Here is a 15,449-nt window from a genome sequence, read left to right on the forward strand (position 1 = left end):
GAAGCGGCATGCCGACCGGCACCGTGAAATGGTTCAATACGACAAAGGGTTACGGGTTCATCGCGCCCGATGACGGGGGCAAGGACGTGTTCGTCCATATCTCGGCGGTAGAGCGGGCGGGGCTTAAGGGCCTGAACGACAACCAGAAAATCGCCTATGAACTGCAATCGGGCCGCGACGGGCGCGCTTCGGCAAGCGACCTAAAGCTGCTGTAAGCCTCTATAACCCATTGAAAGGTAAGGCCCGCCGCTGCGGTGGGCCTTTTCCTTACAGAAGTTTCGCCTGCACCGCGTCATCCCAGCCGAGGTGCCAGTCTGCGCCGTTGCGGATGACGGGGCGTTTCATCACCGTGGGTTGGGCGGCGATTTGCGCCTCAGGCTCTGACGCCTTGAGGAAATCGTTGAAAGCCCGATAGGTGGTCGAGGATTTGTTGATCACCCGATCCCCGAATTCCTGAACGATTTCAGCAATTTCCCCTTCGGTCAGGGGCTGTGCGCGGACATCGCGGAAGGTCACGTCATGGCCTGCCCCTTGCAGCGCCTTCAGCGCCTTCTTGCAGGTATCGCAGGTCGGAATGCCATAAAGGATCATCGTCTTCGCCCCCATCTTCGCCCGTCACATCGCCCGTCACATCGCCCGTCACATCGCTTGTGCCGCCTTTTGTGCCGCCTTTTGTGCAGCAAACTGTGCATACGCAACGAACGGTGTCTTCGCCAGTGGTTAACCTACCACCGCCCGGGTGATTGCCACCCCCGCCCAAGCGGAAAGCCCGGTCAGCACCGTGCCCCAGATCGTATCGGTGGCCACCATCTGCCAATGCCAATCCTTCATGATGGCATAGGAGGTGAATTCATAGGTGCCATAGGCCATCGCCCCGATGATCGCCGCCGGGATCAGGACGGGTGCCCCCGTCCGCAATGCCGGGATCGACACCAGAAAAAGAAGCCCCGCCACATAGGCAAGGTAGAAGGCCGCCGCCGGGGCCATGCGGATGTTTTCCAGCATCAAGGCGCCGATATGGCGGTCGAAAAGCGGCTTCATCACGAAGGTCAGCATGATCGCATCAAGGATCAGGAAGACGGCGGCGGTGGAAAGGTAAAGGACGGCGATCTGCATCTGAGGCTCCTGTCGGGGGCGACAGATAGCACGGGCAGAGGTGGGGGAAAGGCCCTGCTTCCCCTTGGCAACCCCGGCACACCTGTTGAGGCTAACCCCCGACCTTTTCACGTGGCCGCGCTTCAAGCTCGGCAAGGGATTGGCGCAGCCTTTCGGCATTCTCTTCCGATTCCATCGCACTTTGCGTCACCACATCGCGCAGACGTGGCGGAAGTTGTGCCAGCCGACCATTCGGGAACAGGACATCAATCATCGCGCCCACTTCCAGATAGGTCAGCGGGCGTGGCGGACCGTTCAGCCTTTGCCGAAGCATCGCGATGGGGCCGATCCCGAAATGGGATTTGATCACGTCGAGAGGGGCCTTGTGGGTGAGAAGGTCAAGAAGGAAGGGTTCGAAGACCCGCCCCTCCACCTCATCGCTGACGGGGGTCTGCGGGTCGCGGTCATAGCCGAAGGCTTCGTAATCATCGCGGTAGAGATGATCGATCATCTCGTAATCCTCGTCGTCGAAGAGCGAAAGGTCGACCTTGTGCTGGGTGGAATGACGCGACTTGTCGGCCATCGGCAGGCGGAAATCGTCGAAGACCAACGCTTCTCCCGTCCGCTTTAACGCCTCAAGCCGGAAGACCTTGGCATAGCGGACACTGCCCCAGAACAGGTTCACGACCTGCGGCGCGACATGGGGGTTGATGTCTTGGCGTTGCAGGCGGAGTAGACCCCGAAGCACCGCCTTGGGTTTGTGCCGCCGTTCGGGATTAAGGCCCACGCTTTCAAGGATATGGATGCCCGTGGGCGAGCGCGGGCGATGCACCTTGTTGAAATAGGCCGAGATGAAACGGCGGCGCGGATGCCGGACCATGGAAAAGACAGTGAAATTGCCGTCTTTCAAAGCCTGGGCCAGACCGGGGCCTTTGGCGAAAGGTGTCTCGGCCCGGCGGTGGACCCAGCCGATATTGTCGACGACCGCCCCGGCCTCGGGCGCGAATGCATCGATCAGGGACCACTTCACATTGGTGCAGGCCACCTTCGCATTGTTCATGTAGAGAAGGTTCGATCCGGGGACGAAGTGGATCACCGCACTCAGCCGATGCGCGGCGAGGGATCGGTAGGATTTGACCATGACGGGGCCTTGTACTGATTACACCCTTCAAAAGGGACGGCATCAGGGGCGAGAGGTCAAGGGGCTTGGGTTCTGAGGCGAGGGGCCGTGCCGAAAACTTCCTACCGGGTCGCGTTCCGCCGCGACGTGAGCGGCAGTTCGTAATCACCTGCACTGCCTACCGCACCCACTCCCGCAGCAGGCAGCCCGGCCCGCTTTCGCGGAGGCGTCGCTCCCAGATCACGCGCCATTCGGTTTCGTCGAAGGCGGGGAAGAAGGCGTCGGCGTCTTCCACCTCTGTCTCTACCTCGGTCACCAAGAGCCGATGGGCCAGCGGCAGGAGGGCCTGATAGATCGCGCTGCCGCCGATGCCGTAGATGCGGGCATGGCCTGCGGCTTGGGCCATCTTAACCGCCGCCTCGGGGTTGGGCGCGGTGGTTTCCCAAAGCGACGGATCGCGCGTGACCACGATGTTCAGCCGGTTTTTCAGGGGCCGGAAGGGCAGGCTTTCCCATGTGCGCCGCCCCATGATGATCGCGCCGCCCGTCGTTTCGCGTTGAAAGGCGGCAAGGTCTTCGGGGGCGTGCCAAGGGATCGTATTCCCCTTTCCGATGGCACCACCGCGCGCGCGGGCGACGATGAGGGTGATCATACCGCCCCTCTCATACCGCCACGGCGGCCTTGATGGCGGGGTGCGGGTCGTAGCCTTCGATGACGAAATCCTCATAGCGGAAGTCAAAGAGCGAGGTCACTGGCCGCGCGATCCGCAGGGTCGGCAGCGGGCGGATGTCGCGGGCAAGCTGTGTCTGCACCTGTTCCATGTGGTTGGAATAGATATGCGCGTCGCCGATGGAATGGACGAAGTCGCCCGGTTCATAGCCCGTGACATGGGCGAGCATCACGAGGAGAAGCGCATAGGAGGCGATGTTGAAGGGCACGCCAAGGAACATATCGGCGCTGCGCTGATAGAGTTGCAGATGCAGCTTGCCGCCAAGGATGCGCACCTGCCACATCGTATGGCAGGGCGGCAGCGCCATCTGCGGCACATCCGCCGGGTTCCAGGCCGACACGATCAGGCGGCGGCTGTCCGGGCTGCGGCGGATCATGTCGAGCAGCGTCTCGATCTGGTCCACGCCCCCGAAATCGCGCCATTGGCGGCCATAGACGGGGCCGAGATTGCCGTCCTGATCCGCCCATTCATCCCAGATCGTCACCCCGTTGTCGTTGAGGTAGCGGATATTGGTATCGCCCTTCAGGAACCACAGAAGTTCATGGATGATCGACTTGATATGCAGCTTCTTGGTGGTGACGAGGGGAAAGCCATCGGCCAGGGGATAGCGCGATTGCAGGCCGAAATGGCTGATCGTGCCGGTTCCCGTCCGGTCGGTGGAGGGGATGCCATGGGCCAGAACGGTGCGAAGCGCGTCGTGATACTGCTGCATGGGCCTGATCGTGGTTTCTGAGTCGCTGGACACTATATATTGCGGTGGCGTCCGGGGCGACGGGCTGTGTACTGTGGGGCAAAGAAAAGGAGGGATGCAATGGGCATCAAATATCTGCACACGATGGTAAGGGTTCTGGACCTTGAGAAGTCGATTGCCTTCTACAAGCTCTTGGGGCTGGAGGAGACGCGGCGCTATGACAATGAGGGGGGCCGTTTCACGCTGGTCTTCATGGCGCCTCCGGGACAGCCGGAATGCCCGGTGGAACTGACCTATAACTGGGATGGGGATGATGGGCTTCCGTCAGACAGCCGCCATTTCGGGCATCTGGCCTATGAGGTGGATGACATCCACGCCACCTGCGCGCATCTGCAGGCCAATGGCGTGATGATCAACCGCCCGCCGCGGGACGGGCGGATGGCCTTTGTGCGCAGCCCTGACAATATCTCGATCGAGCTGTTGCAGAAGGGCGGGGCGCTGGAACCGGTGGAGCCGTGGAAGAGCATGGCGAGCGTCGGTCATTGGTGAGGCGGCAGCGGGGGGACAGCCGTCCCCCCGCACCCCCCTTTGCGCCCGGTGCGGATACGGGATCGCCCTTGGCAGCCGTCGCATGAGTATTTGGGCCAAGGTGAAGGGGCGGGTCAGAAGGACCAGCGGGTGAAAGTGTCGGGACCAAGGGTGGCGGTTTCAACGAGGCGCGGCCTTTGGGCGTCAGCCAGAGTTGAGAGGCCGAGCGGGCCGAGGACGGGGATGCCATCCGCACCGATCAGGCAGCCCGCCTGAAACAGGGCGAGTTCATCGACCAGGCGCGCGCGGATCAGGGCGGCGGCGAATTGGCCCCCGGCTTCGATCAAGATGCGGGTCAGACCTTCGGTGGCGAGGGTGTGGAAGGCCGCTGTCAGGTTCAGGTGGGGCCCTTCGGTCGGGATTTCGATCAACCGCGCCCCAGTCGCCTCCCATGCGGCGCGGGCCGGGTTCGGGGCGTCAGGGGCATGCAGGACCCAGACAGGATTTTCGCGTGCAGAGCGGCCAAGGCGGCCGTCGGGCGGGCTTTTCAACCGGGCATCGGCCAGAAGGCGCAAGGGTTGGTGGGCCGCCCCCATGTCGCGCGCCGTCAGGTCCGGATCATCGGCAAGGGCTGTGGCCGATGAGGTCAGCACCGCATCATGCGTCATCCGCATCAGATGGACGCGGCGGCGCGCGGCAGGGCCGGTGATCCAGCGGCTTTCGCCCGTGCCCGTGGCGATGCGCCCGTCCAATGTGGCCGCGAGTTTCAGCGTGACGAAGGGCAGGCCTTGGGTGATGCGCTTGAGGAAGCCTGCCTGAAGCTGCCGCGCCCGCGCCTCAAGCACCGCTTCGGTGACCTGCACCCCGTTTGCCCGCAAGCTGGCATGCCCCCGCCCCGAAACGCGGGGATCGGGATCGGTGAGCGCTGTCACCACGCGGGCCAGACCCGCAGCAGAGAGCGCCTCGGCACAAGGCGGGGTCTTGCCATGATGGGCGCAGGGTTCCAGTGTGACATAGGCGGTCGCGCCCTGTGCCGTCGCCCCGGCCTGATCCAGCGCCATGCGTTCGGCATGCGGACGCCCGCCCGGCTGCGTCCAGCCGCGCCCAATCACGCGGCCCTCCTTGACGATCACGCAGCCTACGGCAGGGTTTGGCCATGTGCGCCCCAGCCCCCGCGCGGCCAGCGCGAGGGCGTGGGACATATGGACCTCGTCTTCGGTCACATGCGGCCCGTCACTCGTCCGGCGAGGCGCCGGGGCGCAGTTCGCTGACGAATTTGTCGAAATCGTCTGCGGCCTGGAAGTTCTTGTAGACGCTGGCAAAGCGCACATAGGCCACGGTGTCGATCCGGGCGAGGGATTCCATCACGATCTCGCCGATCACCTTGGATTGGATATCGGTTTCGCCAAGGCTTTCCAGCCGGCGGACGATGCCCGAGATCATCTGATCGATGCGATCGGGATCGATGGGCCGCTTTTGCATTGCGATACGGATGGACCGTTCAAGCTTTGCGCGGTCGAAATCTTCGCGCTTGCCAGAGGATTTGATGACCACAAGGTCACGCAGCTGCACCCGTTCATAGGTGGTGAAACGCCCCCCGCATGCCGGGCAAAAGCGCCGACGGCGGATGGAAACGTGGTCTTCGGCGGGACGGCTGTCCTTCACCTGGGTATCGATATTGCCGCAGAATGGGCAGCGCATGGCCCCCTCCTTGCTTGTTGTTGGTTACGCCTGCCTCATGCCGGGGTGTTCCCCCCGGTTCGACGCAAACTATAGGGGCGCGGGCGAGGTTTCGGCTAGGGGGAAGTTAACGGCCCCATATGCAGGGGGCGTGATGTGTGGCGGCGGGGACTCAGGGGGTGGGGGTGAGGGGGGCGCCCACCTTCGGATGGGCATCGCGTAGGGCGGGGTTCTCCCCGCTGTTCGGATCAATAGTGGTAGCGGTATTGGGCGATGATCAGCGCCTCATCTTCCACCCGATAGACAAGGCGATGTTCGCGGTCGATGCGACGGGACCGATGGCCGGAAGAATCGCGTTTCAACGGCTCCGGTTTGCCCGCACCCTCAAAGGGATGCCGCTGACATTCCATGATCAGACGGTTCAGTTTGCGGAGCATCGCGCGGTCATTCTCGACCCGATGTTGATACTGGTCCCAGCCCTCGCCGTGAAACTCCAGCCTTATTCTTCTTCGTAACGCAGAAGTTCTTCCATCGTCTTGACGACCACTTTGCCCTCGCGTCCTTCTTGGATCGCCCGGTCCGGCGCCGCCTTGTTGGCGGGGGAGGCGGTCAGATAGGTGGTTTCGTCCATACTGGACCAGTCTTCCAAGCTGACCATGACCACAGGCCGACCGCCCGCGCGGGTGACAATGACGGGTTCGAGGTCATCGTTCACGCGGCCCATGACACCGGAGAGATTGGCGCGGAGTTCGGTGGAGGTGAGGGTTTTCATGGGTAGCAATGCACGTGCGGGCGTACATTTTGGCAAGTCAGGGCGTGCACTGCACGCGCGGCGTCTTTGCCTGCGATCTGTATGCAGACAAAACAGCCAAGAGATGAAGCGCTTCGTCACGCGCATTTCACCGTCATAGGTCAACGTGATAGTTCAACTCTGCTCACAAACAGGCCGTACCGTGTCCCATGCCCAAACAGCGTTACACGTGCCGACGGAAAAAGATCCGCTTGCCGTTCAAGCGAGAGACCACAAACGCTATCAAAAAACGGACCAGCGCCAAATAACACAACTTGGTTCTGACAATATCTTGTGCTTCCCCAATTCTGTGCAACGGTGACAGTCAGTTCTGTCTGCCCCCCGAAAAGGACGGCGAAACCGAGAGGCCAGCCGTCCTTGACCGAAATATAAGCGAATAGACCCACGAAAACGGGAAAGACGACGCAGAAAAGGCGTGATCGGAGGGCCAATGAACGCCGCGGTATCTCACGCCACAACACGATGGCGGCTGGCAAGCATACCAGGGACCCAAAAAATCCCCAGGCACGGGCTGGCCAAACGCTGATCCGGTTCCATTCTGGCGCCGTCACGAAATCCGCGATCAGGATAGCGAGTCCGATGGCGGACATAGGAACGATCACCAAAAAAACGGAAACTTGCATGGCCCGAATAGAAAACCGGTTCACTCGTTCCCAAACCATTTGGCACCGTTCATCAAAAGAAGGGGCGCCCCGCAGGGCGCCCTTACTTCACTGATCCAAGAAACTCCGCAGCTTCCGCGACCTGCTCGGATGCTTCAGCTTCCGCAGCGCCTTCGCCTCGATCTGGCGAATGCGTTCGCGCGTCACGCTGAACTGCTGACCCACCTCTTCCAGCGTGTGGTCGGTGTTCATCCCGATGCCAAAGCGCATCCGCAGAACCCGCTCCTCACGCGGTGTGAGGGAGGCCAGAACGCGGGTCGTGGTTTCTTTCAGGTTTTCCTGAATGGCGCTGTCCAAGGGCAGGATCGCGTTCTTGTCTTCGATGAAATCGCCAAGCTGGCTGTCTTCCTCGTCGCCGATCGGCGTCTCCAGCGAAATCGGTTCCTTGGCGATCTTCATCACCTTGCGGACCTTTTCCAGCGGCATCTGGAGCTTTTCGGCCAGTTCCTCGGGCGTAGGCTCTCGCCCGATCTCGTGCAGCATCTGGCGGCCTGTCCGCACCAGCTTGTTGATCGTTTCGATCATATGCACGGGGATACGGATCGTGCGCGCCTGATCGGCGATGGAGCGGGTGATGGCCTGCCGGATCCACCATGTCGCATAGGTGGAGAATTTGTAGCCCCGGCGATATTCGAATTTATCCACCGCCTTCATCAGGCCGATATTGCCTTCCTGAATGAGGTCGAGGAATTGCAGGCCGCGGTTGGTGTATTTCTTGGCGATAGAGATCACGAGGCGGAGGTTCGCCTCCACCATTTCCTTCTTGGCCTGACGGGCCTCTTTCTCACCCTTTTGCACCTGATTGACGATGCGGCGGAACTCGGAAATGTCGACGCCGATATATTGGCCGACCTGCGCCATCTCGGCGCGCAACTCTTCGACTTTTTCGCGCGACTTTTCCATCAGCGCCTGCCAGCCGCGCCCCGATTTGGCGGCCATGCGGTCCAGCCATGTCGGGTCGAGTTCATAGCCCTGATATTCGTCGATGAATTCGCGGCGGTTGATGCGGGCGGCATCAGCGAGCTTCACCATGCCGGAATTGATCGACATGATGCGCTTGTTGATCCCGTAAAGCTGATCGATCAGCGCTTCGATGCGGTTGTTGTGCAGATGGAGCGCGTTGACCAGCGTCACGATTTCCGACCGCAGCTTTTGATAGGCGGCTTCATCGGCGGCGGAATAAGAGGTGGTTTCCGACAGGGTGGCCGACATGCGGCGGTCCTGCATCTGCGCCAGTTTCGCGTAATCGCGCGCGATGATTTCCAGCGTTTCAAGGACCTTGGGTTTCAGCGCCGCTTCCATTGCCGCAAGCGACATGTTGGACGCCTCGTCATCGTCATCCTCTTCCTCGGCGCGCAGGATGGGGTTGCCATCGGCGTCAAGTTCGGGTTCGGACGCGCCACCGGCTGGACGGCGGGGGGCAGCGGCGGACATGTCCACGTCTTCCAGTGCCGGGCCATCCATATCGTCATCGCCATCAAGCGAGCGGCCAAAGGTCGCCTCAAGATCGATCACGTCACGCAGAAGGATGTCTTCGTTCAGAAGTTCGTCGCGCCAGATGGTGATGGCCTGAAAGGTCAGCGGGCTTTCGCACAGCCCAGCGATCATCGTGTTGCGGCCCGCCTCGATCCGTTTGGCGATGGCGATCTCGCCCTCGCGGGACAAAAGCTCCACCGACCCCATCTCGCGCAGATACATGCGCACCGGGTCATCGGTCCGGTCCAGCGTTTCGGTCGTGGCCCCGACAAGCGCCACCTCGCGCGAGGTGGAGGTTTCCACCAACTCGCCCCCGGCTTCGCCTTCCTCGGCCTCTTCATCCTCGATCACGTTGATGCCCATTTCCGAGAGCATCGACATCACATCTTCGATCTGCTCGGACGAGGCCTGATCGGGTGGCAGCACGGAATTCAGCTGATCATAGGTGATATAGCCACGCTCGCGCGCGTCTGCGATCATCTTCTTGACGGCAGCTTGGCTCATATCGAGGGAGACATCGGCCTCCTGCTCGTCGGGCTTGGCGTCGTCAGTGTCCTTGAGTGCCATAAGTCCTCCTCGGGCGCGGGGGCGGGGGCAAGCGAATCGACTCGCGGTATGTCGAATCAATAACGCGAATCACGTCAGGTGAAAGGGTGCGGGCGGTGATTCTTTTGTGTTTATGGGGTTAATGGCGGCGGTTTGGTCGTTCAAAGCGGATGCTGTCGAACACTTTGCGCGCCTCGGCGAGTTCCTCCTTGTCCAGCGCGACCCCATTGGGAGAGATCACCGCTTCGCCGGTTTTGTCCTGCGGGCCACGCTGTGCCTCGGCCCTTGCTTCATTGGCCTTGGCGATGCGCCATGTCAGGCCTTCATCCGCCACGCCTTCGATATCTTGCGTGGCCTCTTCAATTTCGCGCCGCATGCCGCGTTCGGCCTGAAGGATGAACAGGTCCTGCGCAACGGCGAATTCCGCCTTTTCGGCATCGGACAGGTTCAAAAGCGCAGGCGCATTTCGGACATGGGGATGCGACAGAAGCGCGTCAAGCGGCGCAGGGGCAGAAGCCGCGATTTCGGCACGCGGATCGGACGCATCGGCATGGGCAAGGATCAGGTCGCGGATCAGGCTGTGATCGTCACCAGTGCAGTCCAGCCGCTCGAGCGCGGATTCGAAACGGCGGATCAGACCGGGATGGGCGATCAGGGTGGCAAGGATGACCGCCTCGCGCAGTCGTTCCTCGACCGGGGAGGTGGCAGAACCAAGGAGCGAGGCACGGGTCGTCGAAAGGGGCGCGACCGGCTGGAAGGGCTGCCGTCCCCCCCTGCCCTGCCCGCGCGGGGCGTAGGGGATAAAAGGCCGGGCGTTCTGACCGAAAAGCTCTAGCCGCAGGCGTTTGATATCCTCGCCGTAATGGGCGCGGATGGACGGGTCGGCGATCTTTTTCAGCGCCGCGCGCAGCACCTTGTCGAGCGCGGCCTTGCGTTCGGGGCTGTCAAAGACCTTTCCTTCCGTCTCGCGCCGCCACAGAAGGTTGACCATGGGCTGGGCCGCATCCAGCACCTTTTGCATCGCGGGCGCGCCTTGCGCCTTGATCAGATCATCCGGGTCCATCCCCTGCGGCAGAAGGGCAAAGCGCAGGCCTTTGCCCGCCTCCAGCATTGGCAAGGCAAGGTCAATCACACGCAGCGCGGCACGAAACCCCGCCGTGTCGCCATCCAGCGCGATGATCGGTTCGTCGCTGATGCGCCACAGAAGACGAAGCTGATCCTCGGTGACCGCCGTGCCCAAGGGGGCGACGGTGGCGCGGAACCCGGCCTCGGACAGGGCGATCACATCCATATAGCCTTCCGCCACGATCAGCGGCAGACCCTTCCCCGCCGCCTCGCGCGCGGGGCCGTGGTTGAAAAGGTTGCGGCCCTTGTCGAAAAGCTCCGTTTCGGGGCCGTTGAGGTATTTGGCCCGCGCATTGGGGTCCATCGCACGGCCGCCAAGGCTAATGGCACGGCCCCGTGCGTCGCGGATGGGAAAGATGATACGGCCCCGGAAGCGGTCATAAGGGGCGCCGCCCCCGCGCGCAGAGCCGTCGTCATCAGGTTTCGCGCAAAGACCTGCATCCACGATCAGATCGGGGGCAATGCCCTTCTGGGTCAGGGCATGGAACAGGCCCTGCCTCTGGTCGGGGGCAAAGCCGATCTCCCACCGATCCTGCGCTGCGGGCGACATACGACGCTTTTCCAGATAGGCGCGCGCTTCAGCGGCGGCAGAGGTCTTCAATTGCAGGCGGAACCATTTCACCGCCTCTTCCATCACCTGCGCAAGCTGTGTCCGGCGGTCTGCCTTCTCGGCGGCCCGTGGGTCGCGGGCGGGCATCTGCATCCCCGCCTCACGCGCAAGGATTTCGACCGCCTCCATGAAGGCCACGTTGTCGGCCTCTTTCACGAAGGTGACGGCATCGCCCTTCGCATGACAGCCGAAGCAATAATAAAACCCTTTCCGATCATCGACATGGAAGGAAGCGGATTTCTCCTGATGGAATGGGCAAGGCGCCCACCAATCGCCCTTGGCCATGTTGGACTTGCGCATGTCCCAAGTGACCTTGCGCCCCACGATCTGACTCAGGGACACACGGGTGCGGAGTTCGTCAAGGAATCCGGGCGGCAGGGACATGTATCCTATATCGGGTGCGGGCGGGCGGCTGTCCAGTGATCATAAGGACGGCGCATGCGCGCCGAAGCCTATTCTCCCCACCCCCGGCTGCGCCGGGCGCGGGGCCCGTTCAGGGGCCGTTCCGTCCCCCTTGGCGCCTTGCGCCAATTCACGCCCAATTGGCTCCATGTGAGCATGTCCACCCAGATGAAGGGACTGGTCTTCATCTTGGCCCAAATACTCATCTTGCGACAGCGCCTCCTTGTGCCCGTCAGGACGCCTTGGCGCGGGCCTCCAGCACCTCCAGCGCCTCGGCCAGTTCGGACCAAGCCGTGCGGGCCATGGAGCGGAACACCATCAGATCGAAGTCCTGCGCGCCCCTTCGCGTGATGATCGCCTGCATATGATTAAGCGGCGCGCGCGTGGTGCGACCGATGGGGAAGGCAGACAGACGCAGGTCAAGCGGGACAGGGCGCATCAGCGCGGCCTCGGCCATGGGGCCGGACAGGCTGAGGATGGCCCAACCATCGGTCTGATCGGTCAGCGCAGCATGGTCGGCCAAAGCCGCAGGAGCCTCGGCTCCGATCAGGAAGGCCATGTCCCGGCCCGTCCAAAGAAGCCGCGTCTCACCCTGCGCGACCAAGCTGTTGGGTTCGGGAAAGGAAAGCCCCAGCGGCGCGAGGATCGCGCCGACTTGGGGCTTTCGGCCCGGATAGGGGGCGATGGAGGTGATGGGACCCACGGCAGCTTCGGCCAGCGTGGTGCCCGCGCAGGTCAGCGGGGCTTGGCCCGCAAGGGGCGATTTCGCAATAAGATCAGGCACGGAGCTTCACTCCTTCCTTGTCGTGAAAGACGGGATCGGTGACTTCGGCCAAGATGTCGATCTTGCGCAGATGATCCACCACCCGGATCTTTTCCCCATGCCGGGCGCGGCCATTCTTGAGGAAGGCCAGCGCCAGATGGGCGTCGAAGGTGGGGCTATAGCAGACCGACGTTACATAGCCCTGATCCGTTTCGCGATGCACGCGCTCGCCGGGGATGAAAAGATGTGCCCCCGCCCCCATCGCCCCGGTCGCTTTCAGGCCCACCAGCTGATCACGTTCCGCCCCAACCATGCCGGGTCGGGCAGCGGCGGCCTTGCCGATGCAATCCTTCTTGGCGCTCACCATCTTTTCCATGCCGATGTCGAAGGCAGTGGTGCGCCCGTGAATCTCGGCATGGGTGATGAAGCCCTTCTCGATGCGCAGGACGTTCAGCGCCTCCATCCCGTAGGGACCGCCTCCCATCGTCTCGGCCCGCGCCACGAGGTCGCGGAACAGCGCCTCGCCATAGCGGGTGGGGACCGCGATTTCATACCCCTGCTCGCCGCTGAACGAGATGCGGAAAAGCCGCGCCTTGACCTTGCCCAAGGTCACATCCGCCACACCCATGAAGGGAAGGTCGGGCATGTCACCCAAAAGCGTGGCGAGCAACGCCTTCGCCTTCGGCCCCGCCACGGCAAACTGCGCCCAAGCCTCGGTCACCGACGTGAACCGCACATCCCAATCGGCGCAGAATGCCTGATGCACGAAATCAAGATGCCGCATCACCAGACCCGCTGCCGCCGTGGTGGTGGTCATCAGGAAGTGGCTCTCGCCCAGACGCGCGGTGGTGCCGTCATCCAGCACATGCCCATCCTCCCGCAGCATCAGGCCATAGCGCACACGACCCATGGGAAGGGTCGAGAAGGTGTTGGTATAAACAAGGTCAAGGAACCGCGCTGCATCCTTCCCCTGGAGGTCGATCTTCCCAAGCGTAGAGACATCGGCCACGCCCACGCTTTCGCGCACCATGCGGGTTTCGCGGTTGCAGGCCTCAAGCCATGTCGTCTCGCCCGGTTTGGGGAAATAGCTGGGGCGATACCAAAGCCCCGCTTCGATCATCGGTGCGCCCCGGTCACGGCTGGCCTGATCGGAGGTGAGGAAGCGCTGCGGCGCAAAGCCCGCGCCCCGCCCCCCCGCGCCCATGGCAGCAATCGAGGTGGGCACGTAAGGCGGGCGGAAGGTCGTCGTCCCGGTCTGCGGGATGCCGCGCCCGGTGGCATCGGCCAGCACGGCCAGCGCGGCGACGTTCGAATTCTTGCCCTGATCGGGGGCCATGCCTTGGGTCGTATAACGCTTCATATGTTCGACGGAACGGAAGTTTTCCTGCGCGGACAGCTTCACATCCTTCGTCGTCACGTCATTGGCGAAATCAAGCCATTGCCGCCCCTCCACCCCCGGCGTTTCCCAGAAGGGGGTGATGGCATAGGGCGCATCCTCGGCCTGCGGCAGGGGCAGATCGGGTGCCGTGCGGCCCAGCGCGGCAAGGGCCTTAATCGCCGCCTCTTGCCCATCGCGGAAGGCGCCCGCAGTGGAGAAGGTGCCGTTGCAAGCCCCGGCCGGGGTCAGGCGCGGGACGGCATCGGGCGCGGGAACGAAAGCCGCGATATCCTCGCGCCACAAGGGCCGCCCGTTCATGTGGCAGGTCAGGTGAACCGTCGGGTTCCAGCCGCCCGAAACGGCCAGCGTATCCACCTCAAGCGTCGCTGTCCCGCCCGCATGGCGGAAAGTGATTGAGGTCAGGCCCAGACGGCCCGCCGTCCCAGTGATCTGGGCGTTCAGATAGACGGGGCAATCCTCCACCACGCTGGCATCGGGGCGGGTGTCGAGGATCGCTGCCACCTGCACCCCCGCCGCCATCAGGTCGCGCGCCGTGGCGCGAGCGGCGTCATTATTGGCGATCAGCGCCACGCGCTTGCCCGGCACCACGCCATAGCGGTGCAGATAGGTGCGGATGGCCGAGGCCAGCATGATGCCGGGGCGGTCATTGTCAGGGAAGGCGATGGGGCGTTCCAAGGCCCCCGCCGCCAGCACGGCCTGCCCGGCCACGATCCGCCAGAAACATTCGCGCGGCAGATGCGGGGCGGGGGCGCGGTGCAGGCCCACACGCTCCAACGCGCCGAAAGTGCCATCGTCATAGGCCCCGGTCACGGTGGTGCGCGTCATCAGGCGGACATTGGGCATGGCCGCCAAATCGGCCAGCAGCCCATCCACCCAATCGGCCCCCGGCTGGCCATCGACGCGGATGTTATCCGCGACCAGCCGCCCGCCGATGCCAGCCTCTTCCTCGGCCAAGATCACATCGGCCCCGGACTGCGCCGCCGTCCATGCCGCCATCAACCCGGCAGGGCCAGACCCGATCACCAGCACGTCGCAGAAGGCCCAGGCCTTTTCATATTGCGCCTCGTCATGCCGGCCTGACAGGCTGCCCAAGCCCGCCGCGCGGCGGATGAGCGGTTCGTAAAGCTTTTCCCAGAAGGGGCGCGGCCACATGAAGGTCTTGTAATAGAACCCCGCCGACAGGAAGGGCGACAGCCGATCGTTGATCCCCAGCAGATCGAACTTCAAGGACGGAAAGCGGTTCTGGCTGCGCGCGGCCAGCCCTTCGAACACCTCCTGCACCGTGGCGCGTACATTGGGCGTCTGCTGGTTGCCCTCAAGAATTTCCACCATCCCGTTGGGCTCTTCCGAACCCGCCGTCAGAATGCCGCGCGGGCGGTGATATTTGAAACTGCGCCCCACCAGCCGCACGTCATTGGCCAAAAGCGCCGAGGCCAGCGTATCGCCCCGGAACCCCTGATAGGACACACCGTCGAAGGTGAAGGTGACGGGCTGGCTGCGGTCAATCAGCCCCTTTCCGGCAAGCCTCATGCGGCACCGCCTTTCCGGTCGGCCACCGCCTCGACGGCCAAAATCTCATGCGTCACGGTGTTGCGGGTGACGACCAGCCAGCTTGAACAGCCCATGTCGTGATACCAGAGGTCGCGCGTCACCCCGGCGGGGTTGTCGCGGTTGTGCAGGTAATCGTCCCATGCCTGCGGCGGGGCCTCGGCTGCGGGGCGGTTCAGGTAATCCTCGGACCCGTAGTAATAGAATTCGCGGCGGTCGCGCGCGCCGCAAAGCGGGCAAGTCAGGCGCATGGGCGGGTCTTT

The 15,449-nt window shown here is 63.0% G+C and carries 16 protein-coding genes; 2 read left to right on the forward strand and 14 right to left on the reverse strand.

The window, feature by feature from the left end; genetic code table 11:
• The first annotated feature begins 8 nt into the window (after positions 1-8).
• Positions 9-215: a cold shock domain-containing protein gene (locus tag QF092_RS08470; RefSeq protein WP_281469380.1), complete on the forward strand. Its 207-nt coding sequence runs from the start codon at positions 9-11 to the stop codon at positions 213-215.
• A gap of 52 nt (positions 216-267) precedes the next feature.
• Here the strand turns inward: QF092_RS08470 and QF092_RS08475 are convergent, their stop codons facing one another.
• The 5 genes from QF092_RS08475 to QF092_RS08495 form a co-directional block, all read right to left on the reverse strand.
• A complete protein-coding gene (locus QF092_RS08475) occupies positions 268-591 on the reverse strand; it encodes an arsenate reductase family protein (protein ID WP_281469861.1) in 324 nt (107 codons plus the stop codon).
• A 129-nt stretch (positions 592-720) separates the two neighbouring features.
• On the reverse strand, positions 721-1,116 hold the full coding sequence (locus QF092_RS08480) for a DUF2177 family protein (protein WP_281469382.1): 396 nt from the start codon (positions 1,114-1,116) through the stop codon (positions 721-723).
• 91 nt (positions 1,117-1,207) lie between these two features.
• Entirely contained in the window at positions 1,208-2,236 is a 1,029-nt protein-coding gene (locus QF092_RS08485; RefSeq protein WP_281469384.1) for a sulfotransferase family 2 domain-containing protein, read from the reverse strand.
• A gap of 157 nt (positions 2,237-2,393) precedes the next feature.
• Complete coding sequence (locus tag QF092_RS08490) at positions 2,394-2,867, reverse strand: dihydrofolate reductase (protein ID WP_281469387.1); 474 nt, start codon at positions 2,865-2,867, stop codon at positions 2,394-2,396.
• Positions 2,868-2,877: 10 nt separating this feature from the next.
• A complete protein-coding gene (locus QF092_RS08495) occupies positions 2,878-3,657 on the reverse strand; it encodes a thymidylate synthase (protein WP_281469863.1) in 780 nt (259 codons plus the stop codon).
• A gap of 99 nt (positions 3,658-3,756) precedes the next feature.
• Between QF092_RS08495 and QF092_RS08500 the strand changes: the two genes are divergently transcribed.
• Positions 3,757-4,185 carry a VOC family protein gene (locus tag QF092_RS08500; protein WP_281469390.1) on the forward strand — a complete coding sequence of 143 codons (429 nt, stop codon included), beginning with the start codon at positions 3,757-3,759 and terminating at the stop codon, positions 4,183-4,185.
• 113 nt (positions 4,186-4,298) lie between these two features.
• On the opposite strand, the gene ribD is transcribed toward QF092_RS08500, so the two are convergent.
• The 9 genes from ribD to QF092_RS08545 all read right to left on the reverse strand — a co-directional run bounded on the left by ribD (position 4,299) and on the right by QF092_RS08545 (position 15,437).
• Entirely contained in the window at positions 4,299-5,387 is a 1,089-nt protein-coding gene (gene ribD, locus QF092_RS08505) for a bifunctional diaminohydroxyphosphoribosylaminopyrimidine deaminase/5-amino-6-(5-phosphoribosylamino)uracil reductase RibD (RefSeq protein ID WP_420026516.1), read from the reverse strand.
• Positions 5,388-5,397: 10 nt separating this feature from the next.
• The gene (nrdR, locus tag QF092_RS08510) at positions 5,398-5,865 is read right to left on the reverse strand and encodes a transcriptional regulator NrdR (protein ID WP_281469391.1); all 468 of its coding nucleotides are present in this window, start codon (positions 5,863-5,865) and stop codon (positions 5,398-5,400) included.
• A gap of 227 nt (positions 5,866-6,092) precedes the next feature.
• The gene (locus QF092_RS08515) at positions 6,093-6,347 is read right to left on the reverse strand and encodes a Txe/YoeB family addiction module toxin (RefSeq protein ID WP_281469867.1); all 255 of its coding nucleotides are present in this window, start codon (positions 6,345-6,347) and stop codon (positions 6,093-6,095) included.
• Positions 6,344-6,616 carry a type II toxin-antitoxin system Phd/YefM family antitoxin gene (locus tag QF092_RS08520; RefSeq protein WP_281469393.1) on the reverse strand — a complete coding sequence of 91 codons (273 nt, stop codon included), beginning with the start codon at positions 6,614-6,616 and terminating at the stop codon, positions 6,344-6,346. Before QF092_RS08520 ends, QF092_RS08515 begins: the two co-directional genes overlap by 4 nt.
• A 749-nt stretch (positions 6,617-7,365) precedes the next feature.
• Positions 7,366-9,360, reverse strand: a complete 1,995-nt coding sequence (gene rpoD, locus QF092_RS08525) for an RNA polymerase sigma factor RpoD (protein WP_281469395.1) — start codon at positions 9,358-9,360, stop codon at positions 7,366-7,368.
• A 118-nt stretch (positions 9,361-9,478) separates the two neighbouring features.
• Positions 9,479-11,458, reverse strand: coding sequence for a DNA primase (gene dnaG, locus QF092_RS08530; RefSeq protein ID WP_281469397.1), 1,980 nt, complete (start codon positions 11,456-11,458; stop codon positions 9,479-9,481).
• Positions 11,459-11,708: 250 nt separating this feature from the next.
• Complete coding sequence (locus tag QF092_RS08535) at positions 11,709-12,260, reverse strand: sarcosine oxidase subunit gamma (RefSeq protein WP_281469399.1); 552 nt, start codon at positions 12,258-12,260, stop codon at positions 11,709-11,711.
• Positions 12,253-15,168 carry a sarcosine oxidase subunit alpha family protein gene (locus tag QF092_RS08540; RefSeq protein WP_281469400.1) on the reverse strand — a complete coding sequence of 972 codons (2,916 nt, stop codon included), beginning with the start codon at positions 15,166-15,168 and terminating at the stop codon, positions 12,253-12,255. The genes QF092_RS08535 and QF092_RS08540 overlap by 8 nt, the downstream gene beginning before the upstream one ends.
• Positions 15,165-15,437, reverse strand: coding sequence for a sarcosine oxidase subunit delta (locus QF092_RS08545; RefSeq protein WP_281469402.1), 273 nt, complete (start codon positions 15,435-15,437; stop codon positions 15,165-15,167). The genes QF092_RS08540 and QF092_RS08545 overlap by 4 nt, the downstream gene beginning before the upstream one ends.
• Positions 15,438-15,449: the final 12 nt, after the last annotated feature.

The sequence above is a fragment of the Fuscovulum ytuae genome, from assembly GCF_029953595.1.
Taxonomy (GTDB): Bacteria; Pseudomonadota; Alphaproteobacteria; order Rhodobacterales; family Rhodobacteraceae; genus Paragemmobacter; species Paragemmobacter ytuae.